At 73.2% G+C, this 20,684-nt stretch carries 15 protein-coding genes and 1 pseudogene; 11 read left to right on the top strand and 5 right to left on the bottom strand.

Translation table 11 applies throughout. The features are described 5' to 3' along the window. Window positions 1–185 (top strand): annotated as a pseudogene (locus Apa02nite_RS01770) (hypothetical protein); the annotation flags it as partial. 435 nt (window positions 186–620) lie between these two features. Here Apa02nite_RS01770 and Apa02nite_RS01765 read toward each other — a convergent pair. Together Apa02nite_RS01765 and Apa02nite_RS01760 are read right to left on the bottom strand one after the other, a co-directional pair. Beyond that, entirely contained in the window at window positions 621–1,871 is a 1,251-nt protein-coding gene (locus Apa02nite_RS01765) for a HAMP domain-containing sensor histidine kinase (protein ID WP_203823510.1), read from the bottom strand. Further along, window positions 1,868–2,551: a response regulator transcription factor gene (locus Apa02nite_RS01760; protein ID WP_067697964.1), complete on the bottom strand. Its 684-nt coding sequence runs from the start codon at window positions 2,549–2,551 to the stop codon at window positions 1,868–1,870. Before Apa02nite_RS01760 ends, Apa02nite_RS01765 begins: the two co-directional genes overlap by 4 nt. 101 nt (window positions 2,552–2,652) lie before the next feature. Between Apa02nite_RS01760 and Apa02nite_RS01755 the strand changes: the two genes are divergently transcribed. The 10 genes from Apa02nite_RS01755 (at window position 2,653) to Apa02nite_RS01710 (ending at window position 16,956) form a co-directional block, all read left to right on the top strand. Then, window positions 2,653–3,087, top strand: coding sequence for a hypothetical protein (locus Apa02nite_RS01755; protein WP_239164049.1), 435 nt, complete (start codon window positions 2,653–2,655; stop codon window positions 3,085–3,087). 63 nt (window positions 3,088–3,150) lie between these two features. After that, on the top strand, window positions 3,151–4,512 hold the full coding sequence (locus tag Apa02nite_RS01750) for a pyridoxal phosphate-dependent decarboxylase family protein (RefSeq protein ID WP_203823509.1): 1,362 nt from the start codon (window positions 3,151–3,153) through the stop codon (window positions 4,510–4,512). Window positions 4,513–4,521: 9 nt separating this feature from the next. Continuing rightward, window positions 4,522–5,169: a DUF6882 domain-containing protein gene (locus Apa02nite_RS01745; protein ID WP_203823508.1), complete on the top strand. Its 648-nt coding sequence runs from the start codon at window positions 4,522–4,524 to the stop codon at window positions 5,167–5,169. A 15-nt stretch (window positions 5,170–5,184) separates the two neighbouring features. Beyond that, a complete protein-coding gene (locus Apa02nite_RS01740; protein WP_203823507.1) occupies window positions 5,185–5,712 on the top strand; it encodes a GNAT family N-acetyltransferase in 528 nt (175 codons plus the stop codon). A gap of 112 nt (window positions 5,713–5,824) precedes the next feature. After that, window positions 5,825–7,423, top strand: a complete 1,599-nt coding sequence (locus Apa02nite_RS01735) for an ABC transporter transmembrane domain-containing protein (RefSeq protein ID WP_239164050.1) — start codon at window positions 5,825–5,827, stop codon at window positions 7,421–7,423. Beyond that, window positions 7,420–9,144 carry an ABC transporter ATP-binding protein gene (locus tag Apa02nite_RS01730; RefSeq protein ID WP_203823505.1) on the top strand — a complete coding sequence of 575 codons (1,725 nt, stop codon included), beginning with the start codon at window positions 7,420–7,422 and terminating at the stop codon, window positions 9,142–9,144. Before Apa02nite_RS01735 ends, Apa02nite_RS01730 begins: the two co-directional genes overlap by 4 nt. A gap of 623 nt (window positions 9,145–9,767) precedes the next feature. Then, window positions 9,768–11,282, top strand: a complete 1,515-nt coding sequence (locus tag Apa02nite_RS01725) for a hypothetical protein (RefSeq protein WP_203823504.1) — start codon at window positions 9,768–9,770, stop codon at window positions 11,280–11,282. Window positions 11,283–11,434: 152 nt separating this feature from the next. Then, window positions 11,435–12,556, top strand: a complete 1,122-nt coding sequence (locus Apa02nite_RS01720; protein WP_203823503.1) for a sensor histidine kinase — start codon at window positions 11,435–11,437, stop codon at window positions 12,554–12,556. Further along, entirely contained in the window at window positions 12,553–13,209 is a 657-nt protein-coding gene (locus Apa02nite_RS01715; protein ID WP_067697978.1) for a response regulator, read from the top strand. The genes Apa02nite_RS01720 and Apa02nite_RS01715 overlap by 4 nt, the downstream gene beginning before the upstream one ends. A gap of 225 nt (window positions 13,210–13,434) precedes the next feature. Beyond that, window positions 13,435–16,956: an AfsR/SARP family transcriptional regulator gene (locus Apa02nite_RS01710; RefSeq protein WP_203823502.1), complete on the top strand. Its 3,522-nt coding sequence runs from the start codon at window positions 13,435–13,437 to the stop codon at window positions 16,954–16,956. Window positions 16,957–16,961: 5 nt separating this feature from the next. On the opposite strand, the gene Apa02nite_RS01705 is transcribed toward Apa02nite_RS01710, so the two are convergent. From Apa02nite_RS01705 to Apa02nite_RS01695, 3 genes are all read right to left on the bottom strand, one after another. After that, on the bottom strand, window positions 16,962–17,783 hold the full coding sequence (locus tag Apa02nite_RS01705; protein ID WP_203823501.1) for an ABC transporter permease: 822 nt from the start codon (window positions 17,781–17,783) through the stop codon (window positions 16,962–16,964). Further along, window positions 17,780–18,787 (bottom strand): ATP-binding cassette domain-containing protein, encoded by a 1,008-nt coding sequence (locus Apa02nite_RS01700; RefSeq protein ID WP_203823500.1) that lies wholly within the window; start codon window positions 18,785–18,787, stop codon window positions 17,780–17,782. The genes Apa02nite_RS01705 and Apa02nite_RS01700 overlap by 4 nt, the downstream gene beginning before the upstream one ends. A 474-nt stretch (window positions 18,788–19,261) precedes the next feature. Then, window positions 19,262–20,668 (bottom strand): cation:dicarboxylate symporter family transporter, encoded by a 1,407-nt coding sequence (locus Apa02nite_RS01695; protein WP_203823499.1) that lies wholly within the window; start codon window positions 20,666–20,668, stop codon window positions 19,262–19,264. Between the last annotated feature and the right edge of the window lie 16 nt (window positions 20,669–20,684).

Here is a 20,684-nt window from a genome sequence, read left to right as displayed (position 1 = left end):
CCTCGGCCCGGACGTGCGCGCCCTCCTCGGCCGGCGGGTGCGCGACGCGGGCCTCGTCGCGAGCCGCGCTCGAGGAGCTGCGCCTGCTGGGCCGCGGGATCAACCCGCCGGTGCTCGTCGAGCGCGGCCTGGCCGACGCGGTGCGGGCCCTGGCGCTGGACCTTGCGCCGTCAAAAGCGGCGTGAAGCAGGTGTGGTTTTCGTGATCTTCTGGTTGCGGCACCGACGTCATGGGGGCCGCTGCATCGAGGTTTATGGTTTTCTGCGGAAGTTCGGGTTGGCATGATCGAATGCTGACGGCGGGGCTTGCGGGTTCGAAAGAATATGTGCATGCGGCAGCTGTCATTGTTTGGGCGGACCGAGATCGCAGGAATGCGTGACCGGACCGCGTCGCGGCATTATTCGGCTGCTCGTGATGAATTCCGTCGCGAGCATGAACGTCATCGTGCCTGGGGCCTGCGGCGCCGACACGCTGAACGGCCACGCCAAATCCACGGTGACAGTTCCCGGCCTCGCGCAGTGCCGCCCACCCGGGATGATCAGCCGCAGCCGCAGCCGCAGCCGCAGCCGCAGCCGCGTGGGCCAACCTGGTGCTGCGGGCTATCCGGGTGTGGAGGTGGGTTATGGGCCGGGGATTTCCAGGGTGACCACCGCGCCGTCGGGGCCACCGCCGGTCGTGGCGGTGGTGGATATCTGGCGGGCGATGTCCAGGCCCAGGCCCGTTGAGTTGGCGCCTGACGTGCCTCGCTGGGATGCGGCCGGGGGGAAGCCTGGGCCCTTGTCGGCGACGGTGAGCAGGGCGCCTCCGGACGGGCGCGGGGTCAGGGTGACGGTGAACGGGGTTTCGTCCGGGGTGTGGGCGAAGACGTTTCCCAGCAGGGCGTCCAAGGCTGCGGCCAGGTCGTCGGCTGCTACCGCTACCGGGACGGGGGTGTCCGGGAGGGACTGGGTCACCGGGCGGCCGGTGTCCTCGGCCAGCACGCGCCAGAAGGCGACCCGGTCGGTGACCACCGCGGTCGCGTCGCAGACGGGTGGGGTGGCGGACGCGGAGGCGGCCGAGGCGCGGCGGGTTTGCTGGATCACCGCGGTGACGGCGCGGGCTACGCCGTCGGCGGCGGCGGAGATGCGGGAGGACTCGTCCGGGTCGCGAAGGGACTCGGCTTCCAGGCGCAGGGCGGTGAGCGGGGTGCGCAGGCGGTGGGAGAGGTCGGCGACACGTTCGCGTTCGGCGGCGAGGAGGTCCTGGATGCGGGTGGCCAGGTGGTTGAGGGCGCCGGCGACCTCACGGAGTTCCGGGGGGCCGGAGGGCTGTGCGCGGGCGGTCAGTTCGGCGCCGGCCAGGCGGTGGGAGACGTCGCTGAGCTGGGTGATCGGGGCGGTGATGGTGCGGGCCAGACGGTCGGCGACCAGCAGTCCGAGCAGCAGCAGCGCGATGCCCAGGGCGGCCAGGGTGAGCCACGAGCGGCTGACGCCGCGGGTCAGCTCGGCCGAGGTGACAACCGTGCGGACCACGCTGCGGCCGGAGGCGCCGACCACCGGCACCACCAGCTCGCGGCCGGCTTCGGTGGCCACGGTCAGGGCACGCCCGCGGGCGGCGGCCAGCCGGACGGCGGGGGTGGGCGCGGCCGGGGCGCCGATCACGGCGCCGTTCGGGAGGAAGACCGTGACCGGAACCTCCTGCGCGGTCACCGCCAGGCGCAGCGTCGCCTCGTCCCCGCCGGCCAGCGGCACGATGGTCCGGATCACGTCGTCGGCGCGGCTCAGGGCCTGGTTCTCGGCGACCTGGCGCAGCAGCAGCGCGATCGGCACCAGGAACGCCAGCAGCACCAGGACCGTGGTCGCCGCGACCAGCAGGGTCAGCCGGGCCCTCACGCCGGCTCGCTCAGCTTGACCCCGACCCCGCGGACGGTGTGCAGGTACCGCGGCTCCTGCGCGGTCTCGCCGAGCTTGCGGCGCAGCCAGGACAGGTGCACGTCGACGGTCTTGTCCGCCCCGCCGTACGGCACCTGCCAGACCTCGCTGAGCAGCTCCCGTTTGGTGACCACCTGCCCGGCCCGGGTCGCCAGGTGGTGCAGCAGGTCGAACTCGCGCGGGGTGAGTTCGACCGTCGCGCCGTCCAGGGTGACCGCCCGGCCGCCCGGGTCGATCCGCAGCCCGCCGACCGTCAGCACCGGGTCGGCCGTCTCGACGGCACCGCCGCGGCGCAGCACCGCACGGATCCGCGCGTCCAGCTGCGCGGCGGTGAACGGCTTCACCACGTAGTCGTCGGCTCCGGCGTCGAGCAGTCGTACCATCTCGGTCTCCTCGTCCCGCGCGGTCGCGATGATGACCGGGATCCGGCTCACCGCGCGCAGCATCCGGAGCAGTTCCCGCCCGTCGAGGTCGGGAAGTCCCAGGTCCAGGACGATCAGGTCGGGGCGTTCGGCGAGCGCGGTCTGCAAGCCGTCCATCGCGGCCGGCGACGCGGCCACCGCGTGTCCACGCTCCCGCAGGGCGCGCAGCAGGGTGTTCCGGATAGCCGGATCGTCCTCGATCAACAACAGTCGTGCCACGGCTGCACGGTAACGGCTGGACCGGCGGTGACGGGCGTTCTTAACCGTCCCTTAGCCATGTCCTGGGCCTGCCTTGTCCTGGCCGGGCGCATAGTGGGCCGGTGAGCAGGAACGGGCAGCGCGTGGTGATCGTCGCGGGATGGTTGGTCGCGGCGGTGCTCGCCGTGCTCGTCGGCGTGGTCGGTATCGGACTGGTGGGGACCGGGCTGACGACCCGGGCCGGTGAGTCGGTGAGTGAGGCCCAGGTCGAGCAGGAGCTGGGGAGCGTGTCCACAGCGCCGACGGCCGCCGCGGAGAGCCCGACGGCCGCGCAGGGGAAAGGGACCACGGCGCGGTCGTTCCCGACCCGGGGCGGGACGGTCGTCGCCGACTGCGACAAGATCACCTCGATGGCGCCGGCACAGGGCTACGAGGTGCACGAGCAGTCGGCCCGCGAAGGCGAGTTCCGCGGTCTGCGTGACAACCACGTACGGATAAAGGTGCAGTTGACCTGTGCGGCCGGAACCCCGCAGATCCGTGAGCGCGGGGAGAGTTGAAGCAGGCCAGGCCTGGTGAACTGGACCGCGACACCCCCGCCGCACCCTGCCTACCGTGCCCTGGTGGACTCTCGCCTCGCCGCTGACCTGACCGGTCTGCCGGATCTGCTGACCGCCGCCCGCGACTACGCCGCCACCGTGCTGGACGGCCTGCCGGACCGCCCCGTCGCGGTCCCGGCGCCGGAGGTCGCACCGGCTCCGCTGCCGGTGACCGGCGCCGGCGCGTCCGGAGCCCTCGTGGAGTTCCAGGACCGCTGGGCGCCCGGCTTCTCCGGCAGCGCGGGCCCCCGCTACCTGGGCTTCGTCACCGGCGGGGCGACGCCGGCCGCGCTGATCGGCGACTGGCTGACCGGCACGTTCGACCAGAACGCGGTGACCCGGCAGGACTCGTCCGCGGTCGACCTGGAACGGGAGACGGTCGCCTGGCTGCGCGAGCTGTTCGGCCTGAGCGACGCGCACACCGGCACGTTCGTGACCGGCGCGACCATGTCGAACACGGTCGGCCTGGCGATCGGCCGGGAGTGGCTGGGCGAGCAGCGCGGTGTCAGCGTGTCCCGGCAGGGCGTCGGCGCGCTCGGCGACATCGCGGTGCTGTCCGGAGCGCCGCACTCCAGCATCTACAAGGCGCTCGCCATGCTCGGCGTCGGCCGTGATCAGCTTCGGACAGTCCGGTTGCTGGCCGATCGGGAAGCCGTCGACGTCGCGGCGCTGGAGGAGGAGCTGAGGAAGGGGCCGGCGATCGTGGTGGCCAACGCCGGCACGGTCAACACCGTCGACTTCGACGACCTGCGGGCGATCGCGGCGCTCAAGAGCAAGTACGCGTTCTGGCTGCACGTCGACGCGGCGTTCGGTGCGTTCGCGGCGCTCTCGCCGGAGCACGCGGAGCTGCTCGCCGGGCTGGACCTCGCCGACTCGATCTGCGTGGACCTGCACAAGTGGCTCAACGTCCCCTACGACGCCGCGGTGCAGTTCACCCGACGCCGGGACCTGCAGGTCAGCGTCTTCCAGAACACGGCCGCCTACCTCACCCTGCCGAGCGGTGACCCGGACCTGTTCCATCTGACCCCGGAGAACTCCCGCCGGCTGCGCGCGCTGGCCGCCTGGTTCTCGCTCGCTGCGTACGGCGCGGAGGGTCACCGCGAGATCGTCATCCGGAACATCGCCGCGGCACGCCGGCTGGGCGACCGGCTCGCGGAGATTCCCGGGGCACGGCTGCTTTCCCCCGTACGTCTGAACGTGGTGTGTTTCGGGGTTGACCGTGACGTGCCCGCCCTCCTGGCGGCCGTCGCCTCCTCCGGCGAGGCGTTCCTGACGCCGACCGTCTATCAGGGAGTCCCGGCCCTGCGTGCGGCGTTCTCGAACTGGCGGACGCAGGAGTCCGACGCGGACCGCGTCATCACGGTGCTCCGCGATCTGCTCACTTAGACTGCCGCGATGTTCTCCGATCTGCTGACGCAGCACGTCGCCACCGCACACGCCCGCCAGCTCGCGCTCGCCGACCTGATCGGCGCGCGCGACTGGGAGCTCGACCTGAGCACCGGCCTGGTGACGTTCGGTGAGGACCTGCGCTTCCCGGTCCAGCTGCTCGGCACCGAGAGTCACACCGACGGCAGCTGGCTGTGGGCCTGGGCCAACCCGCAGAGCGGCCTGCCCCGGGAGCTGGTCACGCTGGCCGACGGGGTGCGCGCGTTCGGCGCCGAGCACGGGATCGCCGAGCTGACCGAGCCGTCGTTCCCGCTCGACCAGGCCGACGGGCACCAGCTCGCCCTGATCACTTCCGGACTGACCGGCCGCTGCTACTACCGCGGCCCGTACGACGGCGGCGCGGTCTTCTTCCACCTGGAGGGGGTGCCCGAGCAGCCGGTCGGCCCGGAGCGCGCGTTCACCGTGCTGGGCGAGGTGATCCAGGCGTACCCGGTCGCTCATCACGCGATGACCACCGCGTTCCTCGAGCAGCAGGGCTGGCGGGTGGAGAGCCGGGATGACCTGGTCATCGGCCTGCACCCGGGTGGCACCGAGATGCGGGTGGACTTCGACGAACTGGGACGGCTGATCAAGCTGAGTGGTCAGATCAGGCCCTGATCTACCCTTGGCCGCGTGCCCGAAACATCGTTGACCGCTGAAGCCCGTTCCGCGACCGGCGAGGAGGCGACCCGGATCGCTGAGATCTGCGTCTCCTCCTATCAGGCCGCCTACCAGGAGCTGCTGCCGCCCGGCTACATCGAGCGGACCGTCGCGGAGTATTTCGGCGAGGCGCGGGTCACCCGGCAGGTGCGGGCAGCACTGCCGGGCTGGTTCGGGTACCAGGTCGCCGAGGAGGGCGGCCGGCTGGTCGGCGTCTCCGGTGGCGGCCTGACCGCGCCGGGGGTCGGCGAGCTGCACCTGATCTATCTGGACCCGCGGGAGCGCGGCCGCGGCCTGGGCACCCTGCTGCTGGACCGGGTGACCGAGATGATCCGGTCGTCCGGCGGCACCCAGATGTGGGTCTCGGTGTTCCTCGGTGACGCGGCCGGGATCGGGTTCTACCGCTCGCGCGGCTTCCAGCCGATGGAGACGGTCCAGGCACCCCTGTCGCGCACCGACGACCACATCCGCAGCCTCCGGATGCGACGCCTGCTGAACTAAACAAGCCGGATAAATCGGTATCGGCGCCATACCCGAACTCGGCAGGATGTCGGGTGTGGAGAGCGGACCCGGGCGTTACCTGTGGTGGCTGGCACGACAGATCAAGGGCCGGGTGGCGCTCGGCGCGCTGTTCGGATCCCTGTGGTTCGTCAGCCTGGCCGCGATGCCGTACCTGATCTCGCAGGCCATCGACCACGGCCTGAGCCCGCGCCGTACCGGCCCGCTGATCGCCTGGTCGCTCGCCGTTCTCGGGATGGGCCTGACCGGCGCCGGGCTCGGCATCATGCGCCATCGCAGCATGACCAAACTGCGGATCGCCGCCGCGCTGCGCACCGCCGACCAGGTGCTGACCCACGCCACCGAGCTCGGCGCGGCCCTGCCCCGCCGGGTCACCGCGGGCGAGGTGGTCACCATCGGCATCTCCGACGTGTGGCTGATCGGCCGGGCCATGAACGTCGGCGGCGTCGGCGTGGCCTCGATCCTGGCCTGCTCGGTGATCGCCACCCTGCTCTACCGCACCGCGCCGTCGCTCGCGCTGGTCGTGGTGATCGGCGTGCCTGCGCTCGGCCTGGTCGTCGGGCCGCTGCTGCGGCGCACCCAGCGGTCCGGCTCGCACTACCGGGAACGGCAGGGTGAACTCAACGCCCGGCTGGTCGACGTGGTCGGTGGGCTGCGGGTGCTCAGCGGGCTCGGCGGCAGCGACACCCACCTGGCCCGCTACGTGCGCGAGTCCGGCCGGCTGCGTGACCTGGGCTACCGGGTGGGCCGCCCGTCCAGCTGGATCGGCGCGCTCGGCGACGGCCTGCCGATGGTGTTCCTGGCCGTGGTCATCTGGGTGGCCGCGCGGATGGCGGCGGCCGGCGAGATCACCGTGGGTGAGCTGGTCGCGGTCTACGGCTACACCGCGATGCTGGTCATCCCGGTCAGCGTGCTGATCTTCTGCGGGTTCGATCTGACGTACGGCCTGGTCGCCGCCCGGCGCGTGATCGGTTTCCTGAACCTCCCCGCCGACGACCCCGCCGGCGCGGCCGGACCACCCGGACCGGCCCCGCTGCACGACCCGGAGTCCGGGGTGACCGCCGAGCCCGGCCGGCTGACCGCGCTGGCCGGCGCCCGCCCGGCCGACGCCGCCGAGGTGCTCGACCGCCTCGGGCGATACACCCCCGCCCCGGCCACCTGGGGCGACCACCGGCTGTCCGAGCTGGCCCGCGACGTGGTCCGGGAGCGCATCCTGGTCGCCGAGAACGACGCCGACCTGTTCGCCGGCCCGCTGCGCGAGGTGGTGGCCGGCCGGCACGACCCGGACGACGACCTGGTCCGCGCCGCGATCGACACCGCGGTGGCCCACGACGTGGCCCACGACCTGGCACGACCGGTCGAGTGGGGCGGGCGCAACCTCTCCGGCGGCCAGCGGCAGCGGCTCCGGCTGGCCCGCGCCGTGCACGCCGACCCGGAGATGCTGCTGCTCGCCGAACCCACCTCGGCGGTCGACGCGCACACCGAGTCGGCCATCGCCGAACGACTGTCCCGGGCGCGGGCCGGCCGCGGCACCGTGGTGGCGACCACCTCGCCGGTGCTACTGGACCGCGCCGACACGGTGCACTTCCTGGTCGGCGGGCGGGTCGCCGCCACCGGCACGCACCGTGAGCTGCTCACCGCCGAGCCCGGCTACCGCGCCCTGGTCACCCGAGTGTTCGGAGACGACGCATGAGCAACCGACTGCCGGCCGCCGACCAGCGCCTGGTCATCCGGGCCGCGCTGCGGCTGCTCGCCGCGGACCGGCGCTCGGTGGCCGCGATGATCCTGCTGAACTCGCTCGCCGCGATCGCCGGGCTGGGCGGGCCGTGGCTGCTCGGCCGGGTGATCGACACGGTGTCCACCGGCGGTGGGGTGGCCGCGGTCGACCGGCTGGCGCTGGCGGTGCTGGGTTTCGCGCTCGCACAGACGTTGCTGTCCCGCTATGCGCTCGCGCTCGCGTACCGGTTCGGGGAACGCACCTCGGCCCGGATCCGCGAGACGTTCCTGCGCCGCGCGCTGGCCCTGCCCGCCGCCGTGGTGGAACGGGTGCCGGACGGTGACATCGCCGCGCGCGGCACCACCGACGTGGACGCGGTCGCCACCACGCTGCGCGACGTACTGCCCCGGATCCTGATCGGCCTGGTCGAGATGGTGTTCATCATGATCGCCGTGGTGGTGCTCGACCCGCTGCTGGGCGTGGTCGGGGTGCTCGGGCTGTCCGGCATCTGGTTCGTCACCCGGTGGTACCTGCGGCGGGCGCGGGACGCGTACCTGCGCGAGGGTGACGCGAACTCGTGGCTGGCCGAGGAGCTCTCCGCGACCACGTCCGGGGCGCGGACCGTGGAGGCGTTCGGGCTGGCCGACCGGCGGCTGGCGGCGGGGCACGCGGCGATTGCCGACACCCGTCGTACCCGGCTGATCACTCTCGGACTGCGGAGTGTGTTCTTTCCGCTCGCGGAGACGTCGTACGCGGTGCCGGTGGTGTTGATCCTGTTGCTCGGCGGGATGCTCTACATCGATCACCGGGTGAGCCTCGGCACCGTCGGCGCGGCCGTGCTCTACCTGCGGCAGCTGGTGAACCCGCTGGACACGCTGCTGATCCGGATCGAGCAGCTGCAGGCGGCGAGCGCGTCGTTCGCCCGGGTCGAGGGGCTCGGCGCGGCGCTGGCCGACTCGCCGGCACCGTCCGCGGCCACGCCGGCCGACGACCGGATCGAGGTCCGCGGGGTCCGCTTCGCCTACGACGGCGGCCGCGACGTTCTGCACGACGTCTTCTTGACGGTACGACCAGGGGAGCGCCTGGCCATCGTCGGTCTCTCCGGCGCCGGCAAGTCCACCCTGGGCCGCCTGCTCGCCGGCGTCGACCGGCCCACCGCCGGCACGGTCACCGCGGGCGGGGCGCCGATCGCCGACCTGCCACCGGAGTTGCTGCGCCGCCAGGTCGTCCTGGTGACCCAGGAGCACCACGTGTTCCGCGAGACGGTCCGGGACAACCTGATGGTGCCCGCCCCCGACGACGAGCTGCGGCGCGCCCTGGCCACGGTCGGCGCGGACTGGGCGTCGGATCTGGACCGCGACCTCGGCGCGCACCCGCTCGACGGCGCGCAGGCCCAGCAGCTCGCGCTGGCCCGGGTGCTGCTGGCCGGCCCGCACACGGTCATCCTGGACGAGGCGACCGCGCTGCTCGACCCGACCGCGGCCCGCGACGCCGAACGCGCCCTCGCGGCGGTGCTGCACGGCCGCACGGTGATCGCGATCGCGCACCGCCTGCAGACCGCCCACGACGCCGACCGGGTCGCCGTGATGGACGACGGCCGCATCATCGAACTGGGCACGCACGACGAGCTGCTCGCGGCCGGCGGTTCCTATGCGGCCCTGTGGCGCTCCTGGCACCGAGCCGATCAACTGCGTTAAGACCTTTCCGGTACGCATACCGGGCGGCCGCCCGCAGGCTACGAGCCGAGTCCCGCCCATGAGGCCACCGCGACGTGACTGCCCACCCCGGACCGCCACGCGCCCCGGCGCGGCCTCGGCTGGCTCCCAGGGGTGTCTCCGGGGTGGTGAGGCACCCCCGGGAGCCAGCCGGGGCCCATGGGCGGGCTGCGGTCTTGCGTCGGCCTCACGGGCGGGACTCGGCCGCGCTTCCGGGCTCTGGCTGGTCGTGGGGGGTGTGTCCGCGGGCTTGTGGCACCCCTGGGGGCCAGCCGGGAGGTTTCGGCTGGTGGTGAGGGGGTGTCTCAAGTGGCCGGAGACAACCCTCAGCACCAGCCGCGAGGGTTCGGCTGGCTCCCAGGGGTGCCTCACCACCCTCGAGGCACCCCGGAGGGCCAGCCGCGGGGGCGGGGGCGCGCGGCGGTCGGGAGAGGCTGCGGTCTTGCGGTGGCCTCAGGGGCGGGACTCGGCTCGGAGCCTGCGGGCGGCCGCCCTCCGTATACGTACCGAAAGGATGCGGGATGGGGGTGGACGGGAGCTATCGGAACCGCTACGCATCGGGTTAGATCGATGGCTGACGGTGATGTCCGGCGATGGGGAGAGCGATGACCGAGCATGGGATCAGGGCGGCTCGGCCGGAGCCGGAATCGGTCACGCCGCCGCCGGCTGCCGGGGCCGCGAGCGGGGTGAACCGGCGGCTGGTCGTGCTCGGGGTGGTCGCGGTCGTGGCGATGGCCGGGGTGGTCGTCGCGGTGGCCGGCCGGGGCGGCGCGGGACCGTCGGCGGCGACCTCGGCGGCGGACGCGGCGGGGAATGCCGCGGGGGCCGCGGGAGCTGCGGGAGCTGCGGGAGCTGCGGGAACGGGCGCGGCGGCGGGACCGGCGGGTGGCGCGCCAGGTCCGGCGGGCGCGGGCGGCGCAGACAAAGCCGGGAATGCCGGTAATGCCGGGCAAGCCGGGGAAGCGGTCGGCGCGGTGATGGGGATGTTGCAGGAGCAGGCCGCCGCGCTGATCCGCGGGGACGAGGCCGGCTGGATGGCGCCGGTCGATCCGGCCCAGGTCGACACCGTGGCGTATTTCCGCAAACGGTTCCGGGTGCTGCGGGCGCTGCACGTCAGTCACTTCAGCTATTCCCGGGGCAACACGCCCGCCGTCGAGGACGGTGACCAGGGGTTCCGGGACACGATCTACTCCGGGTTCTGTTTCAGCCTGACGAGTTGCCCGGCCATCATGCCGGTGGGCGGAGTGGAACTCGGCGCGCCGCGGATCCGGGAGACGTTCGCCTTCACCCGGGCCGCCGGCCGGTACCTGATCGGCAGCGTGGTCGCGGACCCGCCGGAGTCGTCCCGGGAGCCGATGCCGTGGCAGACCGGTGACCTGGTCTTCGCCGAGGGGAAGCGGGTCACGGTGGCCGCGGCCCCGGCGGTCGCCGGCCGGGTGACGGAGGCGCTCGCGGTGGCCGAGAAGGCCGCGGTCGTCGCGGATCGGTTCGCGGGGCTGTTCGGCAACCCGCAGCAGCGCTACCGGGTCTACCTGGCCGACGACAAGCAGTGGCAGCGCTGGTTCCGCAGCCCGATGGCGCGGAACAAGGCGGTGATCGGACTGACGATCCCGATCAACGGCGTGCAGAGCGAAATCATGATCAAAATGAGCGGGAACGGCACCCGGGCCGGGCTGGCCGCCACCGTCCAGCACGAGATGGGCCACGTGGTCTCGCTCGGCAACATCAACACGACGGGTCAGCAGGTGGCGCTCGACCTGCACGAGGAGTGGCTGACCGAGGGCATCGCCGAGTACATCGGCCGCTACCCGAGCCGCTCCGCGCAGTCGCCGCGGATGCCCGCCGTCCGTCAGCTGCTCGGCGGGGCGGGCCGGCCGCGAAGTCTCCAGGTGAGTTCGCTCGACTGGGACGACCCCAAGAAGATCAACGCCTTTTACGGGTACGGGCATCTGGCCGTCGACTGTCTCTCCCGCACGTTCGGCGAGCCGCGGACGGTGGCGTTCGTGAGCGCCGCGGCCCGCGCCGGCAACACCGCCGACGTGGCGTCGCGGAACGTGTTCGAGAAGCCGTTCGCCGACGTGGACAAGACGTGCCTGGCGTGGATCAGCGACCAGCTCTGATCAGACGCCGGCGCCCTCCCCTCGGGGTGGGGAGGGCGCCGGCCTGGGGGCGGAACATCAGTGGGAGGACGGTCCCGAGGTCAGAAAAACATAGGTGTCAATGAATGGGAAGGGTTTTCCGGCCGGTTCGTGGGCCCGGCTAGGCTCCCCGCGTGCGTTGGTGGAGATCTCTGGACCCGATGATCCGGGACGCGGTCGGGGCGGCCCTGCTGATCGGGGCGGCGTTCGTGCCCGGGATCGCGGAGCTCGGCCTCGCGATCGGTGAGCTGAACCTGCGCGGCACCGACGCGCTCGGGCTCGTGCTGCTGCTGGTTCAGGCGTCCGCGCTGGTGCTGCGGCGCCGCTGGCCGGCGGTCTGCCTGGCGGTCGTCGGGATCGCGTTCGTGGTGCATCAGACGCTGGGGTACCCGACGACGGTGGCGGGGCTCGCGCTGCTGGTCGCGCTCTACAGCGCGGGTGCGCACCAGGACCGGTTCCGGCAGGTCGTCGGCGGCGCCGCGGTGGGCGGGTACGCGCTGCTCGCGGTGCTGGTGCATCTGCGCGGAGCGGACGAGCGGGTGATCGACTACCTGACGTTCGGCGCGGTGCTCGCCGGGTGCTGGGGCGCCGGGGCGTGGGTGCGGGCGCGGCAGGCCGAGGAGGCTCGCAAGCGCCGGGAGAGCGTCGGCGAGGCGATCACGGCGGAGCGTGGGCGGATCGCGCGGGAACTGCACGACGTGGTCACCCATCACGTGACCGCGATGGTGGTGCAGTCCGACACGGCCGGGTTCCTGATCGGGCCGGATCCGGAGCGGGCCGGCGCGTCGGTCACGGCGGTCAGCCGCAGCGGGCGGGAGGCGCTCACCGAGTTGCGGCGGCTGCTCGGCGTACTGGAAAGCGGCGAAGCCGACCTGGAACCTGCCTCGGGCCGCCTCGCGGACCTCGCCGACCGGATGCGTCGCGCGGGCCAGCCGGTGGACTTCGTCGAGGAGGGCGGGCCGGGACCGGACGGTGGCCTGGGCCTGGCGATCCACCGGGTGGTGCAGGAGGGCCTGACCAACGCGGTGAAACACGCGCGCGGGCGGCCGACCCGGGTGCGGGTGCGGCACGGCAGCGACGGTACCGAGGTCGAGGTGATCACCGCAGGATCGCTGCGCGGCGAGGTCCGGCCCGGGCGCGGCCTGACCGGGATGCGGGAGCGGGTCAAGGTTTTCGGCGGAACGTTCGACGCGGGCGGTGGTCCGGATGGCGATTTCACGGTACGGGCGTTCCTGCCGATCGGGAGCCCCTCGTGATCCGGGTGCTGGTCTGTGACGACCAGGCGCTGATCCGGGCCGGGTTCGTGACCGTTTTCGGACTGCAGCCGGACCTGGACGTGGTGGGCGAGGCCTCCGACGGTGAGGCGGCGGTGCGGGAGGCGCTGCGGTTGCGCCCGGACGTGGTGGTGATGGACATCCGGATGCCGCTGCTCGACGGCATCGAGGCGACCCGGCGGCTGGCCGGCCCGGACGTCCTCGACCCGATCAAGGTGCTGGTGGTGACCACGTTCAACCTGGACCACTACGTCTTCGAGGCGCTGCAGGCCGGTGCGAGCGGCTTCCTGCTCAAGGACGCGCAGCCGGTCGAGCTGATCGACGGGATCCGGACGGTGGCGCGCGGTGAGGCGCTGCTGGCGCCGGCGGTGACCCGCGGGCTGGTCGGCCGGTTCGGTGACCGGGTCAAGCCGGCCCGGGCGGCGCCGGACGAGCGGCTCGGCGTGCTGACCGCGCGGGAGGTGGAGGTGTTCCGGCTGATCGCGGAGGGGTTGTCGAACGCGGAGATCGCCGGGCGGCTGGTGATCAGCCAGGAGACGGTGAAGACGTATGTGTCGCGGATCTTGACGAAGCTGGCGCTCCGGGACCGGGTCCAGGCCGTGATCCTGGCGCATCGGAGTGGCCTGGTCTCCTGACGGGCGCCGCGGTGGCCTGGATTCGTGGCGGGCACCGCGGCAGCCCGGTCTCCCGGCGCGCGCTGGAGCGGCCGGGTTTCCTCGCGCGCGCCGCGGTGGCCTGGTCCCCGGACCCGTGCCGCAGCGGTCGCAGGGATGCGAACTAGCCTCCTAGGATGACTCCGGACCTGTGAGCTTGGGACAGGAGATTTGGGGTTCCTCGACAGGGCGCGAGAGGATCGCACCGTGAGCGAGCACGGGGTGCGTGCCGGGCGGTTGCGGGTCGAGCTGTTCGGTGCGCTGCGGGTCTGCCGCGGGGACGCCGATCTGACGGTGCCGGGCGCGCGGCTGCGGGGACTGCTCGTGCGGCTGGCGCTGGCTGCCGGGCGCCCGGTCGGTGCCGCGACGCTCGTCGACGCGCTGTGGCCGCAGGACCGGCCGGCCGATCCGGCGAACGCGCTGCAGTCGCTGGTGTCCCGGTTGCGCCGGGTGCTCGGCGAGGCGGAGACGGTCACTCAGGACGAAGGCGGGTACCGGCTCGTGGTGGCCGGGGACGACGTGGACGTGATCCGGTTCGAGCGGGTGGCCGCCGCCGGGCGGCAGAAGCTGCGGGCCGGTGACGCGCAGGGTGCCGCCGAGCTGCTCGGCGAGGCGGCCGGGCTGGCGCGCGGACCCCTGGCTGCCGAGGTGGGCGCGGTGGCCGAGGCGGTCGGGGTGCGGCTGCGGCGGGCCGTGGCGGTGGCGCTGGCCGATGTCGCGGAGGCGGATCTGCTGCTCGGGCGGTATGACGCGGCCGAGGGACGGCTGACCCGGCTGCTCGAGGAACATCCGCTCGACGAGCGGGTGACCGCGCTGCTGATGGACGCGCTCGCGGTGCAGGGGCGGCAGGCCGACGCGCTGGCCCTCTACGAGCGGGTGCGCGAGGAGGTCGCGGACCGGCTCGGCGCGGATCCTGGCGCGGCGCTGCGGGACCGGCACCTGCGGCTGCTGCGCGGCTCCGACCTGCCGGCGACCGCGGGCGACGACGGAACCGGCCGCGAGGACAGAAACGGCCGTGCGGACAGAACCGGCCGGGGCGACGAGAGCGATAGAGGTAGTGGAACCGAAGACGGCACCGGGGATGAAGCGGAGGTGGGGCTGCACGACGTGCCCGGCAAGGACGCACGGCCGGGAGCCAGCAATCTGCCGGAACCACTGACGAGTTTCATCGGCCGTGAGGCCGACCTCGCGCGGATCGACGATCTGCTGGTCGCCGGGCGATTGATCACGGTGCTCGGGCCGGGTGGGGCCGGGAAGACGCGGCTGGCGACCCAGGCGGCGCGGCGGCGGCGGGGGGACTACCGCGACGGGGTCTGGCTGATCGATCTGGCGTCGGTGACCGCGCCGGCCGAGCTGCCGGCGGCAGTGCTGACCGCGACCGGGTTGCGGGCCGCGGCGCTGTTCGAGAAGTCCGGGTTGCGGCTGGAGGGGCGCACCGACATCGACGTGCTGGTGGATCAGTTCGCCGGGCGGGAGTGCCTGTTCCTGGTGGACAACTGCGAGCACCTGATCGACGCGGTGGCGCACCTGACCACGGCGTTGCTGGTGCGCTGCCCGGGGTTGCGGATCCTGGCGACCAGCCGGGAGCCGCTGGCGGTGGACGGCGAGGCGCTGGTGCCGCTCGGTCCGCTCGGTGTGCCGGAGCGCTCCGAGGTGGACGAGGCGCGGGTGGCTCCGGCGGTGCGGTTGTTCGCCGAGCGGGCCGCCGCGGTGCTGCCCGGGTTCGTGGTGGACGCCGCGACGGTGACCGACGTGGTGCAGATCGTGCGCCGGCTGGACGGTTTGCCGCTGGCTCTGGAACTGGCTGCGGCCCGGCTGCGCACGCTCGAGTTGCGGGAGCTGGCGGACGGTCTGGACGACCGGTTCCGGCTGCTGACCACCGGGAGCCGGACGGCGCTGCCCCGGCACCGGACGCTGCGCGCGGTGATCGCCTGGAGCTGGCAGCTGCTCGACGACGACGAGCGGGCACTGGCCGAGCGGGTGTCGGTGCTGCCCGGCGGAGTGACCGTGAGCTCGGCGACGGCGGTGTCGGCCGTGAAGGCGACCGTGGTGCCGGCCGCGGGGGCGACCGTGGTGCCGGCTGCGCAGGCGACCGTGGTGCCGGCCGCGGGGGCGACCGTGGTGCCGGCTGCGCAGGCGACCGTGGTGCCGGCCGGCGGGGCGGCGGCAGCGGGCCGGGCGCGGGCGCGGGTCACCGATCTGCTGGCCGCGCTCGTCGACAAGTCGCTGCTGCAGCGGTCGCCGGACGGGCGGTACCGGATGTTGGAGACGTTGCGGGAGTACGGCATCGACCGGCTCGCCGAGCAGGGCACGCTGTCCGTGGTCCGTGGGCTGGCCGCGCGGCATCTGGCGGAGCTGGTCGCCGAGCACGATCCGCGGCTGCGCACCGCCGAGCAGCTGGACGCGCTGCGGGTGCTGCGCGCCGAGTACGACAACGCCCTGGCCGCGATCCGGCACCTGTGCGACGAGGGTGACGCCGAGGGCGCGCTGCGGCTGGCGATGGGGCTGTGCTGGTACTGGCAGATGTTCGGCCGGCACGCCGACGCCGCGTTCTGGCTGCACGAGGCGTTGTCGGTGCCGGGGGAGCGGGACCAGCTGACCACCGACTGCGCCGAGGCGGTGCTGATGCTCAACCGGTTCGGTTCGGAGCACACCATGGTGCTGGAGAGCGCGGAGCAGCGCCGGCAGCGGTTGCGGGACCTGGCCGGACGGCTGATCGCACAGCCGGGGCTGCCCGGGATGATCGGCGCGCTGTCCGCCGTGGTGCTCTACATGGCCGAGGAGCCGGAGGCGGCCCGGGCCCGGATGGACGAGTTGATCGCCGGTCCGGACCGCTGGGTGACCGCGCTGGCCCAGCTGTTCCGGGCGCAGGTCTCGGAGAACAACGGTGACGTGGCGCAGGTCCGGCTGGACGTGACCGCGGCGCTGGCCGGGTTCCGGGCGGCCGGTGACCGCTGGGGCCAGGCGACAGTGCTGCCGTTGCGGGCGCTGCTGCGGCAGTACGAGGGTGACCTGGACGGCGCGCTCGCGGACCTGACCACGGCGAAGGCGCTGGCCGGCGAGTTCGGGTCGCTGGACCTGGGTGACGAGATCTTCATCGATCTGCGCCGGTCCGATCTGCACCTGCGGCGCGGTGAGGCCGACGAGGCACGGGCCGCGTTGCAGGGCGCCCGGGTGCGGGCCGACCGGTCGATGTCGCCGGAGATGAACATGCTGCTGGACGCGCTGGAGGCCGGGATGCTCGTCGCGCTCGGTGACCTGGACGGGGCCGAGGAGCTGATCAGGCAGGCCGAGGCGCGGGCGGGTGCCGACCCGTTCGAGTTCATGAGCGGCGACCACGGCACGGCGATCATCGAGGGGGTCCGGGCCGCGGTGGCGATCCGCCGCGGTGATCCGGTGCTGGCCGAGCGGGCGCTGACCAAGGCGTACGCGGCGGCGCAGGAGACCCGGGACATGCCGATCCTGTCGCTGGTCGCGGTCGGCGCGTCCGGGCTGGCCGACCTGCTGGGCCGGCCGCGGGACACGGCGCAGCTGCTCGGCGCGGCGGCCCGGCTGCGTGGCGCGCACGATCCGACCGATCTGCAGGTGGCGGCGCTGACCGCGAAGAGCCGGGCGGCGCTGGGGGAGGACGGGTTCGCCGAGGCGTACGCGGCGGGCTGGAGTCTGGACGCGGGCACGGCACTGGCCCGGGCGGACCCGGGCCAGTTGCACCGTGCGCTCGAGGCTTAGAAGCTTCAGGCGCGCTTGTTGTAGGCGCGCAGCGCCAGCGGGACGAAGACCACCAGCAGGCCGGCCATCCAGCCCAGCGTGATGATCAGGTGGTGGGCGACCGGGCCGCCGATCAGCAGGCCGCGTTCCGCGCCGACCAGGTGGGTGATCGGGTTGACGTGCACGAAGGCCTGCAGCCAGCCGGGCAGGGTATCGGCCGGGACGAACACGTCGCTGCCGAACGAGAGCGGGAAGACCAGCAGGAACATCACGCCCTGCACGGCGCCCGGGGTGCGCACCAGCATGCCGACCCAGACCGAGACCCAGCCGAAGCACAGGCCGAACCCGATGGCGAGCGCGACCGCCGCCACGGTTTCCGACGCGCCGGTCTCGATCCGGAAGCCCATGATGGAGCCGACGCCCAGGGTCACCGCGCAGACGGTGAAGTAGCGGACGATGTCGGCCAGCACCGCGCCGACCAGGGGCGCCGATCGGGAGACCGGCAGTGATCGGAACCGGTCGAAGACGCCCTTCTCGATGTCGGCGTTGAGGTTCTGGCCGAGCGCGATGCTGCCCATGGCGAGCGACTGGGCGAGCATGCCGGGCAGCAGGAGCTGCAGGTAGCCCTGCCGGCCGCCGACGCCGGCGATGGCGCCGCCGAACAGGTACGTGAACATCAGCAGGAAGATGACCGGCTGGATCGTCACGTCGATCAGGGCTTCCGGCGTCCGGGTGGTCTTGATCAGGCTGCGCTTGGCGAGCGCGCCGCTGTGCCGCAGCAGTGCGGCGAACGAGCCGCCGCGCGGGTGGTCGAGCCGGTCCGGGCCGGTGAGGACGGCGGCGGTCATACCAGGGCCTCCGAGCGCTTGTCGATGGTGTCGTCGTGGTCGCCGGTCAGGGTGTGGAACACCTCGTCCAGGCTGGGCAGGTGCAGGCCGAGCTCGTTGACCGCGATGCCGGCGTGGCGCAGCGCGGGGACGACCTCGTCGAGGGCCAGGTCCCCGGTGACCGGGACCGAGGCGGCGCCCGGCCGGGATCCGGCGGAGCCGTCGGGTGCGGCGTTCATGCCGGGCGCGGCGACCGCGTCGAGGATCCGGAGCACGTCCGGCAGCCGGCCCGGGTCGGCGGGGCGCACCCGCAGGGTCTGTCCGCCGACGCGGCGCTTGAGCCCGTCCGGGGTGTCCTGGGCGATCACCTTGCCGTGGTTGATCACCACGATCTCGTCGGCGAGTGCGTCGGCCTCCTCGAGGTACTGCGTGGTCAGCAGCACGCTGGAGCCCTGCGCGACCTGGTTGCGCACGACGCCCCACATGTCCTCGCGCTTGGCCGGGTCGAGGCCGGTGGTCGGCTCGTCCAGGAAGATCACCTCGGGGTGACCGACGAGGCTGGCAGCCAGGTCGAGGCGGCGGCGCATGCCACCGGAGTACGTCTTGGCCGGTCGTCCGGCCGCCTCGGTCAGGTCGAACCACGCGAGCAGCTCGACGGCGCGCTTGCGGGCGTCCCGGGTGGTCAGGTCGAGCAGCTGGCCGATCAGCACCAGGTTCTGGGTGCCGGTCAGGTCCTCGTCGACCGAGGCGTACTGGCCGGTCAGGCCGATCCGGCGGCGGACCTTCTGCGGCTCGCGCAGCACGTCGATGCCGGCCACGAACGCGGTGCCCTCGTCCGGGCGCAGCAGTGTCGCCAGCACCCGCACCGCGGTCGTCTTGCCGGCCCCGTTCGGCCCGAGCACGCCGAGCACCGTGCCGCGGCGCATGGCCAGGTCCACCCCGTCGAGTGCCTGGGTGTTCCCGAAGCGTTTGCGCAACCCTTCGGCGCGCACTACGAGATCGTCCACGATTCTCGCCCCCCTCATCCCGTCGTCGTCGAGCTCTCTCGTCGACAGGGGAAGCGTGCGGGTTAGCGCTGGCATGATCCGCACATCGCGCTGGCACGGCCGTGCCAGCGCGAGAACAGGCCCGGCGACAGGGAAAAGACCCCGCGGACACCCGGGACACCCGGGCCACCCGGGCCACCCGCGGCCCCGGCGGCACCCGCGGCCCCGGCGGCACCCGCGGCACCCGGCGGCCCGGCGGGCCCGGACAGGCCCCGCGGGCCCGGACAGGCCCCGCGGGCCCGGACAGGCCCCGCGGGCCCGGACAGGCCCCGCCGACACGGGGACAGGCCCCGCAGCGCCCCTGGGGGTAGGCGCGGCGAGGCCTGTCGGTCTCGGTGGTGGCTGGCCGTCAGGGGTGCCTCCCGGGCCGGGAGGCACCCCTGACGGCCAGCCGGGATCAGACGCCCGGCGCCGCGCCCCGGGGAGGAGGGCGCGGAGCGCGGCCGGCCGGGATCAGACGGCCGGCGTGCTGCCCGGCGCGGCGGGAGAGGCGGGCGCGGACAGCGCGGGAGAGGCGGGCGCGGACAGGGCGGGGGAGGCGGGCGCCGACGGCGGTGCGGGAGTGCCGGACGGGCCGTGGTCGTCGTCGAGCATGGTGGTCTCGTCGAACGGGTCGTTGCCGCTGAGCACCGCCTCGGCCTTCTCCCGGTCGAACTCCTTGGTCCAGACCCCGATCAGCACGGTCGCGATGGCGTTGCCGGCGAAGTTGGTCAGCGCCCGGGCCTCGGACATGAACCGGTCGATGCCGACGATCAGGCCGACCCCGTCGACGAGCTCCGGCCGGTGCGTCTGCAGGCCGCCGGCCAGGGTGGCCAGGCCGGCGCCGGTGACACCGGCGGCGCCCTTCGACGCGATGATCATGAAGAGGAGCAGGGAGATCTGCTCGGCGACCGAGAGCGGGTTGCCCATCGCCTGGGCGATGAACAGTGACGCCATGGTCAGGTAGATGGCGGTGCCGTCCAGGTTGAACGAGTACCCGGTCGGCACGGCGATGCCGACGACCGGCTTGCTGACCCCGATGTGCTCCATCTTCGCGATCAGCCGGGGCAGCGCCGACTCGGACGACGAGGTGGACAGGATCAGCAGGAACTCCTTGGCCAGGTACTTGAACAGCCGCAGGATGTTGATCCGGGCGACCAGCCAGAGCAGCGGGCCGAGCACCCCGAACACGAAGATCGCGCAGGTCAGGTAGAAGCCGAGCATGATCTGACCGAGGCTGATCAGGGCGTCCACGCCGGCCGAGCCGACCACCGCGGCGATCGCACCGAACGCGCCGATCGGGGCCAGCCACATCAGCATCGCCAGGACCCGGAAGACCAGGCGCTGGAAGACGCCGATGGCGCGCAGCGCCGGTTCGGCCCGGGCGCCCATCGACTGCAGCGCGAAGCCGACGAGCAGCGCGACCAGCAGGGTCTGCAGCACCTCGCTGCCGACCAGCGGGGAGATCAGGGTGGTCGGGATGATGCCGAGCAGGAAGTCCGCGGTGGTCTCGTTCGCGGTCTCGCCGACCTGCTTCTGCCCGGCCGCGGCGAGCGACGCGTCCAGGTGCAGGCCGGAGCCGGGGTGGATCAGGTTGCCGACCAGCAGGCCGACGGCCAGGGCCACGGTGGACATGGTCAGGAAGTAGCCGAGGGTGAGGCCGCCGACCTTGCCGACCTTGGCGGCCTGCCGTACCGAGCCGACGCCCAGCACCAGGGTGCAGAAGATGACCGGGCTGATCATCATCTTGATCAGGTTGACGAATCCGGTGCCGATCGGCTTCAGCTCCACCGCGACGTCCGGTGCGAGCAGGCCTACGGCGATGCCGAGGAGTACGGCCACGATCACGGCCGGATACAGGTAGCGGGTGCGATCCTTCATGGCCGTGACTGTGGTC

Origin of the sequence: Actinoplanes palleronii, assembly GCF_016862315.1 — a bacterium.
GTDB classification, from domain to species: domain Bacteria; phylum Actinomycetota; class Actinomycetes; order Mycobacteriales; family Micromonosporaceae; genus Actinoplanes; species Actinoplanes palleronii.
Note: the sequence above shows the minus strand (reverse complement) of the source record. Positions and strands in the feature narration are given on the sequence as shown.

Coding starts and splice junctions, on each gene's coding strand:
- Apa02nite_RS01730 (WP_203823505.1), top strand. CDS start 7,420: ATGAGCAACCGACTGCCGGCCGCCGACCAGCGCCTGGTCATCCGGGCC.
- Apa02nite_RS01745 (WP_203823508.1), top strand. CDS start 4,522: ATGTTCTCCGATCTGCTGACGCAGCACGTCGCCACCGCACACGCCCGC.
- Apa02nite_RS01705 (WP_203823501.1), bottom strand. CDS start 17,783: ATGACCGCCGCCGTCCTCACCGGCCCGGACCGGCTCGACCACCCGCGC.
- Apa02nite_RS01695 (WP_203823499.1), bottom strand. CDS start 20,668: ATGAAGGATCGCACCCGCTACCTGTATCCGGCCGTGATCGTGGCCGTA.
- Apa02nite_RS01700 (WP_203823500.1), bottom strand. CDS start 18,787: ATGAGGGGGGCGAGAATCGTGGACGATCTCGTAGTGCGCGCCGAAGGG.
- Apa02nite_RS01725 (WP_203823504.1), top strand. CDS start 9,768: ATGACCGAGCATGGGATCAGGGCGGCTCGGCCGGAGCCGGAATCGGTC.